General features: G+C 51.7%; 17 protein-coding genes. 12 read left to right on the top strand and 5 right to left on the bottom strand.

Annotated features, from left to right (window positions below; genetic code table 11):
* Positions 1-80: 80 nt before the first annotated feature.
* Both argB and slmA read left to right on the top strand, forming a co-directional pair.
* A complete protein-coding gene (argB, locus tag AC5E51_RS08185; protein ID WP_068439733.1) occupies positions 81-983 on the top strand; it encodes an acetylglutamate kinase in 903 nt (300 codons plus the stop codon).
* A gap of 9 nt (positions 984-992) precedes the next feature.
* Entirely contained in the window at positions 993-1607 is a 615-nt protein-coding gene (gene slmA, locus AC5E51_RS08180) for a nucleoid occlusion factor SlmA (RefSeq protein ID WP_068439735.1), read from the top strand.
* A 23-nt stretch (positions 1608-1630) separates the two neighbouring features.
* Here slmA and AC5E51_RS08175 read toward each other — a convergent pair whose 3' ends face one another.
* A complete protein-coding gene (locus AC5E51_RS08175; RefSeq protein WP_491778408.1) occupies positions 1631-2296 on the bottom strand; it encodes a hypothetical protein in 666 nt (221 codons plus the stop codon).
* A 12-nt stretch (positions 2297-2308) separates the two neighbouring features.
* A complete protein-coding gene (pyrE, locus tag AC5E51_RS08170) occupies positions 2309-2956 on the bottom strand; it encodes an orotate phosphoribosyltransferase (RefSeq protein ID WP_273092104.1) in 648 nt (215 codons plus the stop codon).
* A gap of 172 nt (positions 2957-3128) precedes the next feature.
* Here pyrE and AC5E51_RS08165 point away from each other — a divergent pair, with 172 nt between their 5' ends.
* Positions 3129-3905, top strand: coding sequence for an exodeoxyribonuclease III (locus AC5E51_RS08165; protein ID WP_488074670.1), 777 nt, complete (start codon positions 3129-3131; stop codon positions 3903-3905).
* A gap of 77 nt (positions 3906-3982) precedes the next feature.
* Here the strand turns inward: AC5E51_RS08165 and rph are convergent, their stop codons facing one another.
* A complete protein-coding gene (rph, locus tag AC5E51_RS08160; RefSeq protein ID WP_297531659.1) occupies positions 3983-4699 on the bottom strand; it encodes a ribonuclease PH in 717 nt (238 codons plus the stop codon).
* A 446-nt stretch (positions 4700-5145) separates the two neighbouring features.
* On the opposite strand from rph, the gene AC5E51_RS08155 reads away from it, so the two are divergent.
* The 3 genes from AC5E51_RS08155 to AC5E51_RS08145 all read left to right on the top strand — a co-directional run bounded on the left by AC5E51_RS08155 (position 5146) and on the right by AC5E51_RS08145 (position 9298).
* Positions 5146-6297: an OmpA family protein gene (locus tag AC5E51_RS08155; protein WP_297531657.1), complete on the top strand. Its 1152-nt coding sequence runs from the start codon at positions 5146-5148 to the stop codon at positions 6295-6297.
* A gap of 14 nt (positions 6298-6311) precedes the next feature.
* Positions 6312-8243 (top strand): Ig-like domain-containing domain, encoded by a 1932-nt coding sequence (locus AC5E51_RS08150; RefSeq protein ID WP_297531655.1) that lies wholly within the window; start codon positions 6312-6314, stop codon positions 8241-8243.
* A gap of 203 nt (positions 8244-8446) precedes the next feature.
* A complete protein-coding gene (locus tag AC5E51_RS08145) occupies positions 8447-9298 on the top strand; it encodes a YicC/YloC family endoribonuclease (protein WP_297531653.1) in 852 nt (283 codons plus the stop codon).
* Positions 9299-9340: 42 nt separating this feature from the next.
* On the opposite strand, the gene AC5E51_RS08140 is transcribed toward AC5E51_RS08145, so the two are convergent.
* Positions 9341-10225, bottom strand: coding sequence for a LysR family transcriptional regulator (locus AC5E51_RS08140; protein WP_297531651.1), 885 nt, complete (start codon positions 10223-10225; stop codon positions 9341-9343).
* A gap of 152 nt (positions 10226-10377) precedes the next feature.
* Between AC5E51_RS08140 and AC5E51_RS08135 the strand changes: the two genes are divergently transcribed.
* The 6 genes from AC5E51_RS08135 to AC5E51_RS08110 all read left to right on the top strand — a co-directional run bounded on the left by AC5E51_RS08135 (position 10378) and on the right by AC5E51_RS08110 (position 15275).
* Positions 10378-10842, top strand: a complete 465-nt coding sequence (locus tag AC5E51_RS08135) for a DoxX family protein (RefSeq protein ID WP_068439749.1) — start codon at positions 10378-10380, stop codon at positions 10840-10842.
* A gap of 46 nt (positions 10843-10888) precedes the next feature.
* Positions 10889-11689, top strand: a complete 801-nt coding sequence (locus AC5E51_RS08130; RefSeq protein ID WP_068436679.1) for a DODA-type extradiol aromatic ring-opening family dioxygenase — start codon at positions 10889-10891, stop codon at positions 11687-11689.
* 40 nt (positions 11690-11729) lie between these two features.
* Positions 11730-12359, top strand: coding sequence for a guanylate kinase (gmk, locus tag AC5E51_RS08125; protein ID WP_068436678.1), 630 nt, complete (start codon positions 11730-11732; stop codon positions 12357-12359).
* Positions 12360-12444: 85 nt separating this feature from the next.
* Positions 12445-12705 (top strand): DNA-directed RNA polymerase subunit omega, encoded by a 261-nt coding sequence (gene rpoZ, locus AC5E51_RS08120; RefSeq protein ID WP_068436292.1) that lies wholly within the window; start codon positions 12445-12447, stop codon positions 12703-12705.
* 24 nt (positions 12706-12729) lie between these two features.
* Positions 12730-14862, top strand: a complete 2133-nt coding sequence (gene spoT / locus AC5E51_RS08115) for a bifunctional GTP diphosphokinase/guanosine-3',5'-bis pyrophosphate 3'-pyrophosphohydrolase (protein ID WP_068436675.1) — start codon at positions 12730-12732, stop codon at positions 14860-14862.
* Between the two features lie 29 nt (positions 14863-14891).
* On the top strand, positions 14892-15275 hold the full coding sequence (locus AC5E51_RS08110) for a RidA family protein (RefSeq protein WP_068436673.1): 384 nt from the start codon (positions 14892-14894) through the stop codon (positions 15273-15275).
* A gap of 135 nt (positions 15276-15410) precedes the next feature.
* Here AC5E51_RS08110 and AC5E51_RS08105 read toward each other — a convergent pair whose 3' ends face one another.
* Positions 15411-25421, bottom strand: coding sequence for a LysM peptidoglycan-binding domain-containing protein (locus AC5E51_RS08105; protein WP_491778407.1), 10011 nt, complete (start codon positions 25419-25421; stop codon positions 15411-15413).
* Positions 25422-25459: the final 38 nt, after the last annotated feature.

Raw genomic sequence — 25459 nt, 5'->3', positions numbered from 1 at the left:
ATCATAGCAACCGGGAAGTGAATAGAGGTATAATCGCGCCTCGAAAATAACCCGGTTTGCCGATTAACAGGAGCCAGCCAATGCCTCTGACGCGAGACAGCGCCATGAATACCGCCAACGTTCTGAGCGAAGCTCTGCCGTATCTGCAGCGCTTTGTTGGCAAAACTATTGTCGTTAAATACGGCGGTAACGCCATGATCGACGAAGAGCTGAAGAACAGCTTCGCCCGCGACATGGTGATGCTGAAGCTGGTCGGTATTAACCCGATTGTTGTGCACGGTGGCGGCCCTCAGATTGGCGACCTGCTCGAAAAGCTCAACATTGAAAGCCGCTTCGTTAATGGCATGCGTGTGACCACCAGCGAAACCATGGACGTGGTAGAGATGGTTCTTGGCGGCCTGGTGAATAAAGATATTGTTAATCTGATTAACCAGAACGGCGGAAATGCCATCGGCCTGACCGGTAAAGACGGCCAGCTGTTGCATGCCCGTAAACTCCACGTTACGCACAAATCGCCAGAGCTGGAGAAGCCAGAAATTATCGACATCGGTCATGTTGGTGAGGTTTCGCACATCAATACCTCGCTGCTGAATATGCTGACCAACAGTGATTTTATTCCTGTGATCGCGCCTATCGGTGTTGATGAAGAAGGTCACTCATACAACATCAATGCCGACCTGGTGGCTGGCAAAGTGGCAGAGGTACTGCAGGCCGAAAAACTGATCCTGCTGACCAATATCGCCGGTCTGATGGATAAAGAAGGTAAGATCCTGACGGGTCTGACCACGCAGCAGGTCGACTCTCTGATTGAAGATGGCACGATTTACGGTGGCATGCTGCCGAAGATTCAGTGTGCACTGGATGCCGTACATGGCGGCGTGAACAGCGCTCACATCATCGACGGTCGTGTTGCTCACTCGACGCTGCTTGAGCTCTTCACCGATGAAGGTGTAGGTACTCTGATCACCAACCGACGCCGCTAAGGAATACGGATGACAGACGCAACGGAAAAGATGTCTCGCCGCGACCAGATTCTTCAGGCTCTGGCGCACATGCTGGAGTCCAATCCTGGCGGGCGGATCACAACCGCAAGCCTTGCGAAAGAAGTTGGCGTCTCGGAAGCGGCGCTCTATCGCCACTTTCCGTCGAAGGCGAAAATGTTTGAAGGCCTGATCACCTTCATCGAGGATACGCTGTTTTCGCGCATCAATATGATCCTCAAGGACATCGATGGTGCACAACAACGTTGTGAAAAAACATTAGGCCTGCTGCTGACATTCGCCGAAAAGAATCCTGGCATGTGCCGTCTGCTCTCAGGGGATGCGCTTGCGGGTGAAACTGAACGTCTGCGTCAGCGGATTGATCAGGTCTTTGACCGCTTCGAACTTCAGTTCAAGCAGATCCTGCGGGAAGCAGAAGTGAGGGAAGGTCTGGTACCGCAGCAGTCGCCGACAGCATTGGCGAATCTTCTGACGGCTGTAATTGAAGGCCGTATACGTCAGTATGTGCGTACAGAGTTCTCGGTTCGTCCAACAGAGCACTGGCCTGCTCAATGGGCCTCTCTGAGCCAGATACTGTTGCAGGAAAAAGACCTGCAGATGCCTTAAATCAGTAAGGCACTAACTGGCTCTCACGGATTGAGAGCCGGTAAGCGACTGTTGTCGACGTCTTCAGGTAACGTACCCTCAGGGTATACAGACAACACTCTTAACCGCTGACGAATCACTCCATAATCGTGGTTCAGCGTTTCTAATTTTTCTTCCAGCTCCCGAATGGCAACCTCAGCTCCCTGAATGGCGCTTTGATAGTGGCGAATCTCGTCCACCAGCGACTCAGGCACCGCAGCTCCCCGTCGTTCTGTATTCGCAGCAGCCTGCTGCGCCTGTTCCAACTTCTCGGTAAGGTCGGTGATGCGGCGGGCCTGCAGGTCTTTTTGAGTAATGACTTCGTCCGACTTTCTCTGCAATGCCCGGTCAACATCGGCAACCGTCGAGTAGATACGCATCAGGTCTTTATCTTTTTGCTTACGCTGCTCGATACGGACATTCCGGGCTTCCTGCTCGGCTTTCAGGCGATCCCGTTCAGCAATCTCTTCTGATGTAAGCTCACGCGGCACGCGCTTGACCAGCATCCCTCGGGAGTTCAGAACATCGTAGCCCAGAGGTGCCAGATCTGCCGGCACCGAGTCTTTAATCACGACCTGCCCATCAACATTGAACCGATAAACATTGCCTGCCGCCAGGGATGCGCATGCTAATGCGCTTAACGTAGCACCAACCAACAGCCGCCTGAACATAGATCTCCCGGATTACTTAACGCCGTATTGATCCCGATATGCAGCAATCGCATCTGCGTATTGCGCCAGCTCAGGATTTCCAGAGACATAATCTAGCACCTGATTCAGGCCTACGATACTGGCAACAGTGATACCGAAGTCACGTTCTACCTCTTGAATGGCAGATAATTCGCCCTGACCGCGCTCCTGACGGTCAAGAGCTATCAACGCTGCGGCTGGCGTCGCACCTTCAGCCGCGTTGATCATTGTCATCACTTCACGGATCGCCGTGCCAGCGGTGATAACGTCGTCTACAATCAGAACACGGCCTTCAAGCGGAGCACCCACCAGATTTCCACCCTCACCATGCGTCTTAGCCTCTTTGCGGTTAAAGACATACGGAAGGTCTTTCTGGTATTGATCTGCAAGCGCGATGGATAACGCAGCAGACAAAGGGATACCCTTGTATGCAGGGCCAAAGACAACGTCGTACTCAATACCGGAGTCTTCTAACGCTGCCGCATAAAAACGACCCAGGCGAGCAAGAGCAGAACCCGTGTTAAACAAACCGGCATTAAAGAAGTAAGGACTGATGCGTCCGGATTTAAGAGTGAACTCACCAAAACGTAGTACACCCTGCTGGATAGCAAATTCGATAAACTCTTTCTGATAGGTTTGCATAAGGAATCCTGAATTGTCGTCGTGGGCCAGCAATGAAAATTAAGAAGAACAGGCGATCCAACCGGGTTATCTCCTGTTTTCGCAAGACCCGTAGCCATATTGGTGCCACAGAAGAGTGCAGCGGCCTAATTGGATGCGGTATGATACACCCATCGATAACCGGGAACCATGTATGAGGATAATCACACTACACGTTGACGGGCTGGAACAGGCAGTAAAAAACGGTCTGTATCAGTGGCTGAGCAGTGCCGATGTTGACGTCGTTGCCATACAGAACCTCAAGGCAAAAGAGTATCAGCTGTCTGATGACGTGCTCTACCCGGAAGGATTCAACGCGTACTTTTTCGATGCTGCTGAAGACCACTACAGTGGTGTCGCAATTCTTACCCGCGATGTTCCTAAGGCCATTATGACAGGGTTATCCCACGCCAAGTGGGATATGCAGGGCCGTTTCATTCAGGCTGACTTCGATCACGTCAGTGTGGCCTCGGTTCTGTTCCCAACGATTGATGAGCACAACTCGCTCGAAGATAAGCTTGAGTTCCAGCAGGTGTTTCTTGAGCACCTGCAGAAGACCCGACGCAAACGCCGCGAGTTTATTTTCTGTGGCAATTTCGAAGCGGCTCATAAAACCGTCGACATTCAGGACTGGAAAAACGCTCAGGATACCCCGGGATTTATGCCCGAAGAGCGTGCGTGGTTTGATCAGATATTCGGGCCGGTCGAGTTCACGGATGCTTTCCGCGAAGCGAACTTTGGTGAAAACCAGTTTACCTGGTGGCCAGATGAAGAAAGTCAGCGGCGCGATCAGAGTGGCTGGCGTATCGACTATCAGATCTGCACGCCCGGAGTGCGCCAGTATGTCGTTGAAGCCCGCGTCGAGAAAGCACCTCAGTTTGGTAAACATGCTGCTGTGATGATCGAATACGAGTTTGACGAAGAAATATGAGCGCTCTGATTCTCAGGCGCAGAGTGATCGTTTGAGCGATAGTGAAAAGGCCAGCGGATCTGCTGGCCTTTTTCATATCAGGATGACAGAGCCGCCTTCTGTAGCTCGGACAATTCACCGATAGCCTTCTGAGCATGTGCCAGCATGGCATTCAGCTCTTCCGCAGAGAAAGCTTCCCCTTCCGCAGTGCCCTGAATCTCTACGTAACCGCCTTTCTCGGTCATGACGACGTTCAGGTCCGTTTCAGCCGTTGAGTCTTCGGCGTAATCCAGATCTAACACGGCCTCACCGTTATAGATACCAACCGATACGGCAGCGATCATCTGCTTCAGCGGCTCACCTTTTACCTTGCCGTTTTCTTTCAGCCAGTTAATGGCATCGGCAAGAGCAACACAGGCGCCCGTGATCGATGCAGTGCGGGTACCGCCATCCGCCTGAATCACATCACAGTCGATAGTGATGGTGTTTTCACCCAGAGCTTCAAGGTCGACTGCTGCGCGCAGGCTACGGCCAATCAGGCGGGAAATCTCAACAGTACGCCCCTGCTGCTTACCTTTGGCGGCTTCACGGATCATGCGCGAACCGGTAGAGCGTGGCAGCATACCGTATTCAGCGGTGACCCAACCCTGGCCCTGACCACGCAGGAAAGGTGGTACTTTGGTTTCCGCACTGGCAGTACAGATGACTTTGGTGTCGCCAAACTCCACCAGCACGGAGCCCTCGGCATGCTTAGTGTAGTTCCGGGTGATGCGTACTTCTCTTAACTGATCCAGTGCGCGGCCGCTTGGTCTCATAGTTTGTCCTCTGTATTTATAGCTTGTGTATCTGTGGCTTCTGTCACAGCGCGCAGTATACAGAGAATCCATTCAGTTATTCAGTGTTGTGAAATTGAAAAAACGTTTTTCCTACAGAGCCAGCTGACTACAAAACACACCTTAAACATCTGCATGGAGTAACAATATGTTTTATTTTGTTTCGCTATGTATTTATGTTTCCAAATGTAACTGTAATTAGTGCAATGAATTCAGCAACTACTAATAAATCTCTCAATTTTTAAATAACAATCTCTCACCTTCGATAACACAAACAAACATATCGCCATAGTTCGCAACGATATATTCCACTCAGGACATCTCCTTCAGCAGGAGTGTTACAAACAACGTGAAACGTCGACATCGCCATATCTGAGTTTTCTATGCCATCGACAGCACGCAACTTATGAACAATTTGAGTTCTGACTATGGATATACAAAAAACAGCACTTATTTGCGCCATCATTCTGGTGCCCTCAATGGCAATAGCGGATGACCACGAACATGAATGGCCAGAGAGCTACAGCAGCCTGGGCCTCGAGTACAACTACACCCTCATCGCTGAGGGTCGTACTGAGGATACCGACGATAACATCACGGATTTCCACGGCTACGGAATCAACCTCGCACACCAGTACAACTCTCTACTGAGCCTGTATGCCCAGGCAGCTATGGCAGAGAGCGAAACCACCGAATCAGATGCTGACATTGATGTGGAATCTTACTCCGTCGGCCTCAGGGTTCACCCGACTGCGTTTCATTATGGTGATTGGCGGGCATTCGCTGGCGGCGGCTATAAATACAGTAATTACGACATCGCATCGAATACCTTAATTGGCAGCAACGAAGTCAGCGAAAACGCCCTCTTCGCTGAAGCTGGCTTGCAGAAACTGGTATTCGATCAACGCTTTATTGCGGAGGCAGGCATACGTGCAATTGGTGAACTTCAGGATACGTATCTCGACTTCCAGCCGTTTGTTGGCATATCAGTTCTTTTCGGTCGCAGCTACCCCAAACCGATGGAGCCAGTAGTTCTCGACAGTGACAATGATGGCGTCGTCGACGGCGATGACCAATGCCCGAATACACCAGCAGGTGCTGTCGTTGATGCGACTGGATGTGAAGAAAAAGATTCTGATATGGATGGCGTCCTCGACAAAGATGATGCCTGCCCAGATACACCGCAAGGAGCAAAAGTAGACGCTCAGGGCTGCGCAGAGAAACTGACTATAGAAGTGCGGGAAAATCTTTATATCGCCTTCCCGAGCAATAGCTCTGCCGTGCCACAGGAATCCGTCAAAGAACTTGAGAATATTGCGCGCTTGATGAAGGAATACCCTTCAACAGAACTCCAGGTGTTCGGCCATACGGACAGCCGCGGTTCAGCAAGCTACAACATGCAACTTTCAGATGCCCGCGCCAGTGCTGTCGGAAAAGTACTGTCAGCGGAATACGACATCTCGTTAACCCGAATTAACTCTCAGGGTATGGGCGAAACTGCACCCGTCGCCACTAACGACACGCCCGAAGGGCGCGCTGAGAACCGCCGAGTGGAACTGGTTCTGCGCCAGCCTGAATAAAACCGGAGATACTTATGAAAAAGCCTGATTTTAAAACCTCACTAACCTTGCTGGCTGCAGTCGTCCTGACCGCGTGTGGCGGCAACGGTTCAGATTCAGAAGGCCGACTGGGAAGTAACGACTCCGCCATTACCGATCCGGTGGGTTCAGACCAGACCGACGGAGCCGTAGGTAACGGTGATGACAACGGCGCACCTGGCACCGTCGACCCTGTGTGCTCAGGGGAGAGCCAGTTCGAGGTTACAGAATTCATTCCGGCCAATGCTGCTGAAAATGTTTCTATAGCAACGAGTGTCCGGGTGACCTTTAACACGGATCTGGATGAAGACTCTGTTGATGCAACGTCTGCTTTCCTCTCAGGTGGTACCGCAGGCTCAATTGATGCCAGCCTGTCTGTGAACGGCAATGCGCTGCTCATCAATCCTGTCAGCGGCCTGGAAGAGGACACTCTTTACACTGTTAATATCGGCGCGGGTATTTCGGCTGCCTGCAGCGAAAATATCGCGCTAGGGACAGATGCATCCTCTGACTTCACTACCGGTGGGCAGGAAGATGAGGATACAACGGCCCCTGAAATATTGGTTTCAACACCAGATTTAATGGGATTATTACCTGTCGATATTACTCTGGTTATTGATTTCTCAGAGCCGCTCGACAGTAGCACCGTAAACTTCGACAGCATTTATGTTATCCCTGTCGACAGTGAAGGTTCGCCAATTCCAGGTAGCGGCAAAATTGAAGGTGATTTCTCATTCGATGGGAGCCGGGTGCTATTTACCCCGAGTGAACCGCTGAATGGTGAAAGCTTTTACCTGTTGGAAATTAATACCAATATTGAAGACCTCAGTGGTAATCCACTCGCAGCAGTCAGCACAAATATCTTCCGTACAGAGAGCCTGACTGCAGTCATTGAAGGAATACTCGGTGGTGGATCTGGCGACAATCCATTAGGTGACCTGCAAGCTGCACTCGAAGATCTTGCCGGAAACCTTCTTACTATTGTTGAAAATGGTACAGAAGAGCCCGGTGATGAGGGCGGCAATGAAGGGGGAGACAGCGGTGTGCCAACCGATCCTCAGGCTCTGTTCGAGCTGCCATTAACCCTGGCTGCATTGATTGCTGCAGGCTCAGAGGAACTGCTCGCCCTGACTGGTCTGTCTGAAGAAGATCTTGGCGACCTCGACAACTTTGCGGATCTCCTCGACTCGTCGATATTGGCGCAGCTACAGGATCTGCTTACCCAGTTTGCAGATGACCCTCAGAATTTCGATCTGCTCGAAGCCTTTAATTCGGGTGACTACGACCTCGTTATTCTGGAGATCTTCCCACTGTTAGTAGATGGCGAACTGACCCCGGAAAGACTGACTGAGTTCAGCTCAGTACTGATCGCTGTTTGTGATCCAAAGGGCAACGCTACAGGTACAGAAGCCGCATGTACTCTGTCAGTAAACATAGGCTTCGGTAGCTTCAGCGAAGGCGTTCAGCAAGCATTTGCCGACGCACTGGCTAACGGCGACCCAGCGGCGCTGGCTCAGTCCTTCCTGACGGTTGGTGAGCTTGTCTTCAGCGAAGGTGGACTGGTCGATATTCAGGTTCTGGATGACAGTGGCCTGCCTCTGCCAGAAGCACTCGAAGAGCCGCTCGTTGACCTGCTGAATCAAATCGGTCAGCTACCTGTTCTGGGTTCACTGACCAACCAGGAGGATATTACCCGGTTAGTTGATGTTGAAGTTCTCAAGACGTCACTGGCTACGGTTGAAGCAGGTAAATTGCTCACTCTGACTGTGATCTCAGAGGATTTGCTGAAAGCTGGCGCACTGACCGATCCGAATCTCGATCTCGGATTATTACAGGTGGGCGGTGAACTTATTGATGCACTTTCAGACGCAGGTCTTGAGCCATTATTTGACGGCTTATGCAATATTCGTCTGTTGTGCACAGACTGAATTGGGCGAAGCCCAGCACCTCGGGGCCAAGGAAGCCCCACTCCACACTCGGGGGCTTCGGCCCCCTTTTTTATGTGCTTTCGTTTTGCACGCTTTAGTTTTGTTTACTCGAGTAGACCAGGCACCATCCCCTCGTGTATTTGGCAGTGAACTACTAAACTAACGGCCTGACCATCCGTATCGAGGTTTTTATGGCCCTTAGCATGACAGCGTTTTCCAGAAGTAACGTAGACACAGATTCTGGCCGGATCACCTGGGAAATTCGCTCAGTAAACAGTCGCTATCTGGAGCTTCATTTTCGCCTGCCTGATGAGTTTCGCGATATGGAGCCAGCTCTTCGCGAGTGCATTAAGTCCAGATTAAACCGCGGTAAAGTTGAAGTATTCCTGCGCTTTCAGCCATCCCAGAAACAGCAGAACTTACAGGTTAATCAGGACCTCGTTGCTTCACTGAATGATGCAGCGGATAAAGTTCATGAAGTGATCGGCCCGGGAAATGCGCTGGATGCGCTGAAAATTCTGCAATGGCCGGGGGTATTAGAAAGCACAACAACCGATCTCAAAGCGCTTCAGAAAAGCGCGTTAGGTTCATTCAACGAATGTCTCGAGTCGTTAATTATTGCACGTAAGCGTGAAGGTGATTCCCTCAAAGAACTGATACAGCAACGCTGTGACGAAGCACGTAATCTTTCTGAGCAAGCGGATAAAATTATACCTGAAGCCCTTGCCGCTCAGCGCACTCACCTGTTGAATAAACTCAGTGAGTTGATCGAAACCCCGGATACTGAACGCCTCGAACAGGAAATGGTGTTACTCGCACAAAAAGCTGATATTGCAGAAGAAACCGATCGGCTGCGCACCCATATCGATGAAGTTCTCAATATTCTGCAACGAGAAGAGCCCATTGGCCGGCGTCTGGATTTTATGATGCAGGAGTTAAATCGCGAAGCAAATACACTTTCATCTAAGGCAATGCGCACCGAACTGACACGTATTGCAGTTGACCTTAAAGTGCTGATCGAGCAGATGCGTGAACAAGTACAGAATATTGAGTAATTACTGTCGGGATTTAAGTGCTTTTCGCGAGTTATCCCACTATTAATTGGTATCCCACGATGGCACCCCCGAAAAGTAATCACTCAGGGAGTCGATAAATGCCCGCACTTTACTGGATAGTAACGTGCGGTGTGCATACACAGCGTACAGGGCAATGGGCTCCGGCGCTTCTTGTTTGAGTATTTCCACCAGACGTCCATCAGCCAGTGCAGCCCCTGAGATAAAAGTCGGCTGCATCACAATGCCCGCACCCGCAATTGCGGCATTATTCAGAACTTCGCCGTTATTGCAGCTGAACTGATTGCCACGTTGAATCCCAGCCTGGCGCAACTGCTCATCTTCCATGTAGCTGTAATGAAGAAAACGATGCTGGGGCAACTCTGCTACCGATGTCGGCTCGCCATATTTTTTCAGATACTCAGGTGATGCGCAGTACGCCAGACGGATCTCTGTGAGCTTTCGGGCCACCAGCGAGGAGTCTTTCAGTTGCCCGATGCGCAAGGCGACATCGAAGCCTTCGTCGATGATGTCCACCTTGCGGTCGTTTAACTGAAGATCGATACCCACTTCCGGGTTCTCCCGTTGGAACAACACCAGCGGCTCGGCAAGATGCAGGCTCGCGAACGACACGGGGGCTGCAATTCTCAGCAGGCCCCGTGCCTGAGCCTGAAGGTCACCAGCCTGACTCTCCATATCGTCAATGTCCGACAGAATCTGCTGGGCCTGCTGGACGTAGCGTTCTCCCGCCTCGGTCAGGTGAATGCGCCGCGTGGTGCGGTTAAGAAGCCGCACGCCAAGGTGCTCCTCCAATTGCGCAACGTATTTACTGACCAGCTGCGGCGACATCGCCAGACGCTCCGCGGCCCGGGTAAAGCTACCCTCATGCACCACGCTGACCAGCGTGCGCATCGCCTCTATTCGATCCATATGCGATCCCGACCTCTCCGACACAGATAAAGCAGGCCAACGATTATCAACGAAACATTGATAATGAGACAACAAAAACCCCATTAATCAACATGGAAGCGAGCAGTAAAGTACACACATCACTTAAGCAGAACTCCATAGGGGGGCATACTATGAACATTCAGAAAATCTTCGAATCCAATGCCGGCTTCGCTCCTTTTATCCTGCGTATCCCGGTTGGCCTTATTCTGGCAGCGCACGGCTCACAAAAGCTGTTCGGTTGGTTTGGTGGCTACGGACTGGAAGGCACCGGTCAGTGGATGGCCAGTATTGGTCTTGAACCTGGCGTACTCATGGCACTCCTTGCCGGTAGCGCAGAGTTCTTCGGCGGCCTCGCTCTGGTACTGGGTGTACTGACACGCCCTGCGGCACTGCTGACCACTTTTACTATGCTGATTGCCATCTTCAGCGTGCATATCAGTAACGGACTCTTTATGGCAAACAACGGTTACGAATATGCTCTGACACTCTTCGTCATCAGTATTGCTCTGGTGGTTCAGGGTGCGGGCAGCCTGTCAGTTGACCAGCTGATTTCTGAAAAGCTGCGCCAACAGAAAACTCAGGCCTCGTTCGCCTGAACAAAATTAAAGGCCAGCTTAATCCCGATCTGAGAAAAGAGGTGTTATGAGTACTGTAAATACCATTTTTATTTCCCACGGCGGCGGCCCTCTGCCCGTTCTTGGTGACCCCGGCCATGCGGAAATGGTAAGCAATTTAAAACAGCTGGCGAGAGAGCTACCTCGGCCAAAAGCGATCCTGGTAATCAGTGCGCACTGGGAAGCCAGTCGCCCTACGGTGACCTCAGCCAGTCAGCCGGGCATGATGTATGACTATGGTGGTTTTCCGGATGAAGCTTACCAACTTCAATACCCGTCTCCGGGGGAACCTGCTCTGGCAGAAAAGGTAGTTTCTGCCCTGCAAAATGCTGGTATTCATGCGGAAAGCAGCCCGGACCGCCCTTACGACCACGGCCTGTATATTCCGCTGATGCTGATGTATCCGGAGGCCGATATTCCAGCCATACAATTATCACTGGTGAAAGGTCTCGACCCGGATGAACACCTGCGTATCGGTGAAGCATTGCAAGGGCTGGATTACGATGATCTGCTCATCATAGGTTCCGGCTTTTCTTTCCATAATATGCGCGCCTTTTTTATACCCGAGAGCAACGATATGCACGCTGCAAATGCGGCATTTCAGGGATGGCTGGAAGAAACCTGCATGAGCACAACGCTGACAGAAGACGACAGGCGGCAACGCCTTCAGCATTGGGCTGAGGCACCGAGTGCCCGCTATTGCCATCCACGCGAAGAGCATTTGCTGCCCCTGCATGTCTGCTACGGCATTGCCGGTCGCCCTGCTGACGAGCATATTGCGACTAAGATTCTCGGCAAGGCTTCCGGCATGTACGCATGGACAGCCTGAGGTATACTGTCAGGCCAAACACTTAAACGACTGGATCAGCATGGCTAAATCATTTACCGGAACCCTGTTTATCTTCTCCGCCCCTTCGGGCGCAGGTAAAACCAGCCTGGTAAAGGCCCTGCTCGACAGTACGGGATATATAGGCGTCTCTGTGTCGCACACTACTCGCGCTCCACGTCCGGGAGAGGTCGATGGCAAAGACTATCACTTCGTCAGTAAAGAAGATTTTCAGCAACTGATCGGTGAGAGCGCCTTCCTTGAGCACGCTCAGGTATTCGACAACTACTACGGTACGTCTCAGCGCTGGGTCGAGTCAGAGCTTGAAGCGGGCCGTGACGTCATTCTGGAGATTGACTGGCAGGGTGCCGAGCAGGTGCGCCGTCTGATGCCAGAGGCGATCTCAGTGTTTATTGCCCCGCCCTCGATTGAGGCACTGGAGCAACGTCTGCAGAATCGTGGCCAGGACAGCGACGAGACCATTCAGCGCCGTATGCGCGATGCCCGCAGCGAGATGAGCCATTACGGCGAATATGACTATCTGATCATCAATGATGATTTCAACAACACCCTTGAGGAACTGCGCGCCATCATCATCGCGCGCCGTCACCGCCTCGAGGCACAGCAGGCCAGACATGCCCAGACTCTCAAAGATCTGCTGGGTAATGACTGAGATTTTTGTCTGACCTCTTCCTTTATCGCTGGAATCGAATACAATAGAAGGTTCCACTGAATTTAATTCGCTTACAGGAAAAACCATGGCTCGCGTAACCGTTGAAGATTGCCTGACAAACGTTGATAACCGCTTTGAACTCGTCATGCTGGCTGCCAAGCGCGCCCGCCAGATGCAAGTTGATGGCGCGGAACCTATGGTTGCCGAAGAAAACGACAAGCCTACTGTACTGGCTCTGCGTGAAATTGCTGACGACCTCGTGACTCCTGCAACTATGGCAGCACAGGAAGAAGCGGCTCGTGCAAACGCTGAGTTTGAAGCACAGACCCGTCATCAGGAATTCTGATAGACCTTTCTTACAGAGCATATAGTGCCTACGATTGATGCGTTATCTGAGCGACTTACCCAGTATCTGAGCCATAGTCAGATCAAACAGGTATGTCGTGCCTACTTTTACGCGGAACAGGCACATGAAGGGCAACGCCGCCGCAGCGGCGAGCCCTACATTGTTCATCCTCTGGCAGTCGCCAATATTCTTACTGAGATGCACCTCGACCATCAGAGTCTGATGGCTGCGATGCTGCACGACGTTATTGAAGATACCGGCGTACCCAAAGCGGCGCTCGCTGCTCAGTTCGGGGACGTGGTCACGGACCTTGTGGATGGTGTGTCTAAACTCACGCACATTCACTTCGAAAGCAAAGAAGAACAACAGGCTGAAAACTTCCAGAAGATGGCGATGGCGATGGCCAAAGACATCCGCGTTATTCTGGTTAAACTCGCCGACCGACTGCACAACCTTCGGACACTGGGATCTCTCAAGCCTGAGAAGCGCCGCCGCATTGCCCGCGAAACACTCGATATCTACTCCCCAATCGCCAACCGCCTTGGTCTGAACAGTGTACGGGTTGAGATGGAAGAGCTGTGTTTCGAAGCCATTTACCCCATGCGTTCAGAGATGATCCGCAAAGCGGTGAAGGCCGCTCGCGGTCATCGCGTTGAGGTGGTAGAGAATATTACCGCCAGCATTCGTAACCGTCTCAGCGAGTGTGGTGTGTCTGCGCGAGTTTTTGGCCGCGAGAAGCATCTGTACAGCATCTACAGCAAGATGCGCGACCAGCGGAAATCACTCAGCGACATCATGGATGTCTACGGATTCCGTATCGTCACCGATTCAGTCGACGACTGTTATCGCATTCTTGGTGCCATGCACGGTCTTTATAAGCCTGTGCCAGGGCGGTTTAAAGATTACATCGCCATTCCGAAGACCAACGGTTATCAGTCACTGCATACCACACTGATCGGTCAGAACGGCGTGCCCATCGAGATCCAGATCCGCACCGAAGATATGGAGGCCATGGCCAACCATGGTATTGCGGCGCACTGGCTCTATAAGAGTGAAAGCGATCAGACCAGCGGCACACAGCGTGCACGCCAGTGGGTTCAGAGCCTTCTCGAACTGCAAAAAAATGCAGGTTCGCCAATCGAATTTGTTGAACACGTTAAAGTCGACCTCTTCCCCGAAGAGATTTATGTGTTCACGCCGAAAGGCAAAATTATGGAATTGCCCGCAGGCTCTACCGCGGTCGATTTTGCTTATGCGGTACATACCGATGTCGGCAATCACTGTATTGCCTGTCGTATCGACAAGCAGCTGGCACCTTTGAGTGCCCGACTGCAGAACGGCCAGACTATTCAGGTGGTCACAGCGCCGAACGCGCAGCCCAATCCGGCTTGGCTTAACTTTGTTGTTACCGGTAAAGCCCGCTCGAATATCCGCAACTACCTGAAAACTCAGCGCCGTTCTGAATCTGTTGAGCTTGGTAAGCGCCTGCTCAATAAAGCGCTCAGCGCGCTGGGTAAGACCATGGAAGATATCGACGCTGCGCATGTCGAACTGGTTCTGAAAGAGACTGAAAAAGAGACCCTCGAAGATCTCTTTGAAGATATTGGTGCAGGCAACCGCATGGCACCACTGATGGCTCGCCGCCTGCTCGTTGCCAATCGCGATACCGATATTGATCTGAATTCGATTCAGGATAACTCCCGCCTGGCAATTAAAGGCACCGAAGGCCTGGTCGTCAGCTTCGCTAAATGCTGCAGCCCTATTCCGGGCGATCCGATTCTGGGGCATGTCAGCTCCGGGCGCGGGCTGGTTATTCATACCGAAAACTGCCGCAACGTCGAAGAGTACCGCGACAACCCGGAAAAGTGCGTATTCCTGAGCTGGGATAAAGAGATCAGCAGCGAATTTACGGTAGATCTTAAAGTCTATATGGAAAACCGCCGGGGTATCATTGTCGATGTTGCCGCGGCAGTAAACCAGGCAGAAGCCAACATTGAGAAAATCAGTGTTGAAGAGCAGGACGCCCGCCTCAGCGTTACTTACCTATCGCTGAGTGTTCAGGGCCGTAAACACCTCGCACGTACGATACGCCGCCTCAGAACGATCCGCGGCGTGTCGAAAATCGTCCGTATTAAATATCCTAAAGCTAATCAGTAACCCAACTCTAACCTGTACAAAGGATTACCATGAGTCGCGAAATTATTTCTACCGACAAAGCACCTCAAGCCATCGGTACATACTCTCAGGCCGTTAAAGTAGGCAGCACGGTCTATCTGTCTGGTCAGATTGCTCTGGTTCCAGAAACCATGGAAATCGTGGAGGGCGGTATTGAAGCTCAGATTCACCAGGTGTTTAAAAACCTGAGCGCGGTTTGCGAAGCGGCCGGCGGCTCACTACAGCAGATCGCCAAGCTGAATATTTTTCTCACTGACCTGAGCAACTTCGCCACCGTTAATGCCATCATGGCTGAATACTTTGAGCAGCCTTACCCTGCACGTGCAGCCATTGGCGTGAAAGAATTACCCAAAGCAGTTGGCGTAGAAATGGACGGTGTACTGGAAATCGTTTAAACCATTTTCAGTCACGATACAGCTCCAATAAAAAAGCCCCGCTCCATAAAGAGCGGGGCTTTTTATTGCCTGCCTTTTACTGCCTGATCAGCCTGCCGCAAACAATCTGCAGCAGACTAATCAAGTGATACAGGATCACATATTAAGCTGTGATCTTGCATCAACCGGGAAGGTCACTGTGTTGCCCTTCTTCACACCCAGGCCAGAGTCCAGGGCATTCTGAATGGCTTGAGCAACCTCGTCGCTGACCGACTTGATAACCCGGATCACAGTGCCGTTCTTGATGCTCGATGGACTTTCAATCTCTGGGTTCTGCTCCATAATTGAGTTCCATGCGTAACCGGTTCCGAGGAAGCGTTCAGAAAGTTTCCACAGCGAGTCACCCGCCTTGAAGACATAATTCTGAACCACACCCAGTACTTCTCCGGTATCCGAATAAGCGATACGGATTTCCTGATCGGTGTTGATGCCAGAGCCCGACGCCTGAGCGTCTTCGTCTTCTTCCTCATCACCGACCTGATACCCTTCCGGTGAGCCCGAGGCTGTTGGCTCATACGAAGCCAACAGCGACGCCAGCAATTCAGTATCCAGCGTCGAAGGTACATCGCTGCTAGCGTAGTATCCGCTTGAGCCTGCTACCGCGTTAGCATCAGCAATGAACGGAGACAGTGCTTCGAAGACCGCTGGGTTCAGCTGCGAGACATCACCGACGCCATCAACAATGACCAGTGCTGGTGATTGCGAGCTGATCAGAGAGTCTGTCTCTGTACCTTCAGTGTTGTACACCACAGGCGCACCGTTCGGGAAGAACGGACTTACGAACGTAATTGCCTCAAGGTCGAGTCTGAGCGCAACTTCAAATGTAAGCTGGTTGTTGGTTTCACCGATACTTGCCCACTCACCGGCGCCCTGCACACCCGATTCACCCGTACCGATGTAAGCATTCAGTGCCGATATATCGGTCGTGTTAATCGTTTCAGAGGTCAGGCTACCCGTGCCTGCCACCAGACTATCCAGCACCAGTGTGCCACCCTCAATATCGATACTGCGAATCACGAGGTCACCATTCTGAATCATAGTGACATCAATAGACTGGCCATTCAGCGTCTGAATAGAGATCAGGTTAATGTCAGTGCGAAGTTCGATATCACCGTAGCTCAGAATCAGAAGTTCGTCTGCTGTCACAGAACCTGTAATCGCAATAGGGTCACCCTCTGCCTGAACAGAAACACCCGAACCGTACGTGGACAGTAACTCTACATTTTCAGAGCCATCAAAATTCAGCGTCATGGTGTTATCACCAAAGGAAACACTCTCACCGTTAAAGTCGGCCTGCATTGAGGTCGCCAGATCAAGCGCACCCACATTATTAAACAGGGATTCAAACTGACTGAAAGTGAATTTGCCCACCTGGTTAATACCGTTGCCAACCGCATTAATCAGCCAGCGTACACCGTCAATTTCATTAACCAGGGTGTCGTCGCCGTCAGACCCCAGCAGAGTCAGCGGGCCATCGAACAGGATGTCATTAGCTGCAACCTGCTCATCATTGCGGATCGTGAAGGTATCATCGCCAGTAGAGCCCTGAATCTGATCATCGGTATTCGCCGAAACCTGACTCACTGAGGTGAACAGAATTTCTTTAGTGCTTACAGAAGCAGACTCGTCTCCCAGCGTGAAAATCTCAGTCTGAGCAGCAACATCATTCAAGGTACCGCCAGACAGATCGGCGGATTCAATCGCATCGAAACGGATAGACTGTGCCACCAGGGCATTATCGGTAACCGTCAGCTCCGCCGAGGTCGCAGCGGATGTGGTGATACTGTCGGTGCCCGTGCCGCCATCTACATTCGCGACGTCACTGAACAGGATGCCGTTACTGAAGAACTGATTCTCCCCAACTAACGCAAACTCATCGTTGGCCGCGGTGCCATTCAGTGCTCCCGATGACAAGCCCGCGGCTTCAAGGTTGCTGAAGACGATGTCAGATGCGATCAAGCCAAGCTCGGTGCCATTCAGGGCAACCACAGCATCATTGGCAGCGACCAGAGAGTCATTACCGTCACCAGCATCAATGGTTGCTACCGAAGTAATAGTCATATCATTCACTTCAACCTGACCCGACGTTGCACCGGTGTTGAAGGTCTCTGCTGCATCAGTAGCCGTAAGAGCACCATTAGCAAGATCGACAGAGTCCACATTCGTGAATGCGATGCCCTGAGTTTCTAATGCGTTATCGCTCGCGGTACCTGCGTCGCTCACCAAAGTAGCCCCGTCGGTATTCACCTGATCATCTCCCCCCAGAGCATCGACAGCTGCAAGGTCGGTAAAATCAATACCGGCGGAGGTCAGAGCATTGCTACCCGTCACATCAAAGGTATCGGCCCCTGTGGTTCCAGTCAGAGCATTACCTTGCAGGTCAGCCATTTCGACAGACGTAAACTCATAGCTCGCTGTATCCAGTGCATTATCTGCACCGGTTAACGTTGAGTTGGCATCATTAACCGTCAAAGCATCATCACCGGTCCCCGCACTAATTGCAGAGTCAGCGTTAGTGACATTGATGTCGTTAGCAGTCAGGGCAGTGCCTGTCACTTCGAAGCTATCCGCCGCATCACTGCCTATCAGCGTGCCGTTCGCCAGATCGAGGTTCTCTACCGAAGTAAATGCGATCTGTTGAGTCGTCAGGGCGTTATCAACCGCGGTACCTGCTTCACTCGTCAGAGTCGCACCATTGGTGTTGACCTGGTCATCGCCATTTTCCGCATTAACCGAGGCAACATTAGTGAAGTCGATATCTGCTGACGTCAATGCGTTAGCGCCAGTCACGTCGAAGGTATCGGCACCAGCGGTACCCGTCAGCGCATTGCTTTGCAGGTCTGCAACTTCAATCGAGGTGAACTCATAGTTTGCCGTGTTCAGTGCATTGTCTGCACCCGTCAACGTTGAGTTGGCATCATTAATCGTCACTGCATCATCGCCAGTACCAGCATCGATTGCTGTGGCTGCATTGGTCACGCTGATAGCATTTGCCGTCAGAGTAGTAGCCGCTACCTCGAAGCTATCCGCTTCTGAGCTACCCGTGAGCGTTCCGCCATTCAGATCTGCATTTTCTGTCTCACGGAAGGTGATACCCAGAGTTTCGAGTGCATAATCCACCGCATTTCCAAACTCTGCAAACAGAGACGCATCGGCACCATCGGTATTCACCTGGTCAGCACCGTCATCTGCATTTACGACTTCAACATTACTGAAGTCGATTCCTGCAGACGTCAGCGCATTCGTACCTGTCACATCAAAGGTGTCGGCATTCGCTGTACCGGTCAGAGCGTTATCAGCTAGGTCTGCAACTTCAACCGATGAGAACTCGTAATTCGCAGTCTCGAGCTCGTTGTCCGTGCCTGTGAGTGTTGAGTTACCATCATTCACGATCAGAACATCATCGCCGTCGCCGGCATTAATGGCAGACGCTGCATTGGTCACCGTCATTGCATTCGCAGTCAGAGTTACACCTGTCACTTCGAAGCTGTCGGCCGCATCACTACCGGTAAGAGCACCGTTGGCCAGGTCGAGATTCTCTACCGAGGTAAAGGCGATCTGTTGAGTCGTCAGGGCATTATCAACGGCCACAGTTCCCGCACCATCGGTCTGGCTGACCAGAGTCGCTGCATTGGTATTCACCTGGTCATCACCATTGCCGGCATCGACTGAGGCAACGTTAGTGAAGTCGATATCCGCCGAGGTCAGAGCATTAGGAGCTGAGACATCAAATGTATCGACACCTGCAGTACCCGTCAGAGCATTACCGGCGAGGTCAGCCGTTTCAACCGAAGTGAACTGGTAGTTCGCTGTGTCGAGCTCGTTATCAGTACCCGTCAGTGTCGAATTAGCATCGTTAACAGTCAGGACATCAGTACCGTCGCCTGCATTAATAGCAGATGCTGCACTGGTCACAGTGATGGCATTAGCCGTCAGAGCAGATCCGGTTACTTCGAAGCTATCGGCTGCATCACTGCCTGTCAGCGTACCGCTCGTCAAATCCAGATTTTCTACCGAAGTAAATGCAATCTGCTGAGTCGTCAGGGCGTTATCAACAGCCACGCCTGTATCACTGACCAGAGTCGCACCGTTGGTATTAACCTGGTCATCACCGTCGTTGGCATCTACTGACGCAACGTTGGTGAAATCGATATCCGCAGATGTCAGAGCGTTAGCGCCCGTCACGTCGAAGGTATCGACACCAGCGGTACCCGTCAGGGCATTGCTTTGCAGGTCTGCAACTTCAATCGATGTGAACTCATAGTTCGCTGTGTTCAGTGCATTGTCCGCACCCGTCAACGTTGAGTTGGCATCATTAACCGTCATTGCATCATCGCCAGTACCAGCATCGATTGCTGTGGCTGCATTGGTCACGCTGATAGCATTAGCCGTCAGAGCAGAACCGGTTACTTCGAAGCTGTCTGCTTCAGAGCTACCCGCAAGTGTGCCGCCATTCAAATCTGCATTTTCTGTTTCACGGAAAGTGATGCCCAGAGTTTCGAGCGCGTAATCAACGGCATCACCCAGCTCGGCGAACAAAGACGCGTCAGCACCATCGGTATTTACCTGGTCAGCACCGTCATCTGCGTTGACGACTTCAACGTTACTGAAGTTAATTCCTGCAGAGGTCAGCGCGTTAGTACCCGTGACGTCAAAGGTGTCTGCATTCGCCGTACCGGTCAGTGCATTATCAGCCAGGTCTACCGTTTCAACCGACGAGAACGCGTAGTTGGCGGTATCGAGCTCATTGTCCGAGCCAGTTAATGTTGAGTTGGTATCGTTAACAGTGATTGCGTCATCACCGTTACCTGCGTCAATTGCTGAAGCTGCATTGGCTACAGTGATTGCATTGGCTGTCAAAGCAGAACCGGTTACTGCGAAGGTGTCAGCTGCATTACTACCAACCAGTGCACCGTTCGCCAGATCCATATTTTCTACCGCAGTAAATGCAATCTGCTGAGTCATCAGGGCGTTATCAACAGCCACGCCTGTGTCACTGACAAGAGTCGCCCCATTCGTATTAACCTTGTCATCACCATTGCCGGCATCGACAGAGGCAACATTACTGAAATCAATATCCGCTGAAGTAAGAGCATTAGCCCCAGTCACATCAAACGTATCGACACCAGAAGTACCCGTCAGAGCCTTAGAGGTGAGGTCTGCACTTTCAATCGAGGTGAACTGATAAACGGCTGTGTCCAGCGCGTTGTCAGTGCCAGTAAGTGCTGAACTGGCATCATTAACAGTGACTTCGTCATCACCGCTACCTGCATTAATGCCAGACGCTGCACTGGTTACAGTGATTGCATTGGCTGTCAAAGCAGAACCGGTGACTGCGAAGGTGTCAGCTGCATCACTACCAACCAGCGCACCGCTCGCCAGATCGAGATTTTCTACTGCAGTAAATGCAATCTGCTGAGTCATCAGGGCGTTATCAACAGCCACGCCTGTATCACTGACCAGAGTCGCACCGTTCGTATTAACCTGGTCATCACCGCCGTTGGCATTCACTGACGCAACATTGGTGAAATCGATATCCGCAGATGTCAGAGCGTTAGCACCCGTGACGTCGAAGGTGTCTGCATTCGCCGTACCGGTCAGTGCATTATCAGTGAGGTCTGCAACTTCAATGGATGAGAACTCATAATTCGCAGTATCAAGTGCATTGTCTGCACCAGTTAACGTTGAGTTGGCATCATTAACCGTCACTGCATCATCGCCAGTACCAGCATCGATTGCTGAGGCTGCATTGGTCACGCTGATGGCATTGGCTGTCAGAGTAGTACCTGTGACTTCGAAACTATCTGCTTCAGAGCTGCCGGCGAGTGTGCCGCCATTCAGGTTCGCATTTTCTGTTTCACGGAAGGTGATACCCAGAGTTTCGAGGGCGTAATCAACCGCATTACCCAACTCTGCGAACAGAGACGTATCGGCACCATCGGTATTCACCTGGTCAGCACCGTCATCTGCATTGACCACTTCAACATTACTGAAGTTGATACCAGCCGAAGTCAGCGCGTTAGCACCCGTGACGTCGAAGTTATCTGCATTCGCCGTACCGGTCAGTGCATTATCAGCAAGATCCACGGTTTCAACCGACGAGAACTCGTAGTTAGCAGTGTCGAGTTCATTGTCCGTGCCAGTTAATGCTGAATTGGTATCGTTAACCGTCAGAACATCAGTTCCATCGCCAGCATTAATGCCAGACGCTGCATTGGTTACAGTGATTGCATTGGCTGTCAAAGCAGAACCGGTGACTGCGAAGGTGTCAGCTGCATCACTACCAACCAGCGCACCGCTCGCCAGATCGAGATTTTCTACTGCAGTAAATGCAATCTGCTGAGTCATCAGGGCGTTATCAACAGCCACGCCTGTATCACTGACCAGAGTCGCACCGTTCGTATTAACCTGGTCATCACCGCCGTTGGCATTCACTGACGCAACATTGGTGAAATCGATATCCGCAGATGTCAGAGCGTTAGCACCCGTGACGTCGAAGGTGTCTGCATTCGCCGTACCGGTCAGTGCATTATCAGTGAGGTCTGCAACTTCAATGGATGAGAACTCATAATTCGCAGTATCAAGTGCATTGTCTGCACCAGTTAACGTTGAGTTGGCATCATTAACCGTCACTGCATCATCGCCAGTACCAGCATCGATTGCTGAGGCTGCATTGGTCACGCTGATGGCATTGGCTGTCAGAGTAGTACCTGTGACTTCGAAACTATCTGCTTCAGAGCTGCCGGCGAGTGTGCCGCCATTCAGGTTCGCATTTTCTGTTTCACGGAAAGTGATGCCCAGAGTTTCGAGCGCGTAATCCACTGCACTACCCAACTCTGCGAACAGAGACGCATCGGCACCATCGGTGTTCACCTGATCAACACCATCATCCGCGTTGACTGCTGCAACGTTACTGAAGTTAATGCCTGCAGACGTCAGCGCATTCGCCCCCGTAACATCGAAGGTGTCCGCATTCGCCGTACCGGTCAGTGCATTATCAGCCAGGTCTACCGTTTCAACCGACGAGAACGCGTAGTTAGCAGTGTCGAGTTCATTGTCTGTGCCAGTTAAGGTTGAGTTAGTATCGTTAACCGTCAGAACATCAACACCATCGCCTGCATTAATGCCAGACGCTGCATTGGTGACAGAGATGGCGTTGGCGGTCAGAGCAGTACCGGTTACTTCGAAGCTATCCGCTTCTGAACTGCCGGCGAGTGTGCCGCCATTCAGGTTCGCATTTTCCGTCTCACGGAAGGTGATACCCAGAGTTTCGAGCGCGTAATCCACCGCATTACCCAACTCTGCGAACAGAGACGCGTCAGCACCATCGGTGTTCACCTGATCAACACCATCATCCGCGTTGACTGCTGCAACGTTACTGAAGTTAATGCCTGCAGACGTCAGCGCATTCGCCCCCGTAACATCGAAGGTGTCCGCATTCGCCGTACCGGTCAGTGCATTATCAGCCAGGTCTACCGTTTCAACCGACGAGAACGCGTAGTTGGCGGTATCGAGCTCATTGTCCGTGCCAGTGAGCGTTGAGTTAGTATCGTTAACAGTCAGGCTATCAACACCGTTACCAGCATTAATGCCAGACGCTGCTTTGGTTACAGAGATAGCGTTAGCTGTCAGAGCAACGCCGTTTACTTCAAAGCTATCTGCCGCATCACTGCCTGTGAGTGTGCCATTGGCCAGATCCAGATTCTCTACCGAAGTAAATGCAATCTGCTGAGTCGTCAGAGCATTATCAACTGCAATGCCTGCTTCACTCGTCAGTGTCGCGCCATTGGTATTGACCTGGTCATCACCGTCGTTGGCATCCACCGAGGTGACATTAGTAAAGTTGATATCCGCAGAGGTCAGCTCATTAGCGCCAGTCACATCAAACGTATCTGCACCAGAGGTACCTGTCAGAACGCTATCAGTGAGGTCAGCAGTATCAATAGAGGTGAACTGATAATTTGCCGTATTAAGCGCGTTGTCTACACCAGTTAACGTTGAGTTAGCATCGTTAACCGTCACAGCATCATCACCAGTACCAGCGTCGATTGCTGATGCTGCATTCGTAACAGTAATTGCGTTAGCGGTCAGAGCAGCGCCTGTGACTTCGAAGCTATCCGTTTCAGAGCTGCCGGCTAGTGTGCCGCCATTCAGATCCGCATTTTCTGTCTCACGGAAAATGATGCCCAGAGTTTCGAGCGCGTAATCAACAGCACTATCCAACACTGCGAACAGAGACGCATCGGCACCCTCAGTATTCACCTGGTCAACACCATCGCCGGCATTGACTGCTGCAACGCTACTGAAGTTAATGCCTGCAGACGTCAGTGCGTTAGCACCCGTGACGTCGAATGCATCAGCATTAGCAGTACCGGTCAGTGTCCCATCGTTAAGATCCGCAGATTCAATATCCGTAAAACTGATGCTATTTGAGCCCAATGCTTCATTAGTACCTGCTACGAGCGATGCATCGTCTGTATTAATTTGATCATTACCGTCGCCAGCATCCACGGTAGCAACATTAGTGAAGTCGATATCTGCAGAGGTCAGAGCATTAGCACCAGTCACATCGAAGGTATCTGCGCCAGCGGTGCCCGTCAGCACATTGCTCTGCAGGTCTGCCGTCTCAATCGAGGTGAACTGATAATTCGCTGTGTTCAGTGCATTGTCTGCACCAGTTAACGTTGAGTTCGCATCGTTAACCGTCAGAACATCAACACCATCGCCTGCATTAATGCCAGACGCTGCATTGGTGACAGAGATGGCGTTGGCGGTCAGAGCAGTACCGGTTACTTCGAAGCTATCCGCTTCTGAACTGCCGGCGAGTGTGCCGCCATTCAGGTTCGCATTTTCCGTCTCACGGAAGGTGATACCCAGAGTTTCGAGCGCGTAATCCACCGCATTACCCAACTCTGCGAACAGAGACACATCGGCACCATCGGTGTTCACCAGGTCAGCACCATCATCTGCATTGACTACTGCGACGCTAGTGAAGTCGATGTTTGCAGACTCCAACGCATTCACACCTGTTACGTCGAAGGTGTCAGCCGCATCACTGCCTGTGAGTGTGCCATTGGCCAGATCCAGATTCTCTACCGAAGTAAATGCAATCTGCTGAGTCGTCAGGGCGTTATCAACTGCAGTGCCTGTTTCACTCGTCAGCGTTGCGCCATTGGTATTGACCTGGTCAGCACCATCGCCTGCATTGACTACTGCGACGCTAGTGAAGTCGATGTTTGCAGACTCCAACGCATTCACACCCGTGACGTCGAAGGTATCCGCATTCGCCGTACCGGTCAGTGCATTATCAGCCAGGTCTACCGTTTCAACCGACGAGAACGCGTAGTTAGCAGTGTCGAGTTCATTGTCTGTGCCAGTTAAGGTTGAGTTAGTATCGTTAACCGTCAGAACATCAACACCATCGCCTGCATTAATGCCAGACGCTGCTTTGGTTACAGAGATAGCGTTAGCTGTCAGAGCAACGCCGTTTACTTCAAAGCTATCAGCCGCATCACTGCCTGCCAGTGCGCCATTGGCCAGATCCAGATTCTCTACCGAAGTAAATGCAATCTGCTGAGTCGTCAGAGCATTATCAACTGCAATGCCTGCTTCACTCGTCAGTGTCGCGCCATTGGTATTGACCTGGTCATCACCGTCGTTGGCATCCACCGAAGCAACGTTAGTGAAATCGATATCCGCAGACGTCAGTGCGTTAGCACCCGTGACGTCGAAGGTATCCGCATTCGCCGTACCGGTCAGTGCATTATCAGCCAGGTCTACCGTTTCAACCGACGAGAACGCGTAGTTAGCAGTGTCGAGTTCATTGTCTGTGCCAGTTAAGGTTGAGTTAGTATCGTTAACCGTCAGAACATCAACACCATCGCCTGCATTAATGCCAGACGCTGCATTGGTGACAGAGATGGCGTTGGCGGTCAGAGCAGTACCGGTTACTTCGAAGCTATCCGCTTCTGAACTGCCGGCGAGTGTGCCGCCATTCAGGTTCGCATTTTCCGTCTCACGGAAGGTGATACCCAGAGTTTCGAGCGCGTAATCCACCGCATTACCCAACTCTGCGAACAGAGACGCGTCAGCACCATCGGTGTTCACCTGATCAACACCATCATCCGCGTTGACTGCTGCAACGT

The organism is Thalassolituus sp., assembly GCF_984348125.1.
This window is presented reverse-complemented; position numbering and strand designations above follow the sequence as displayed.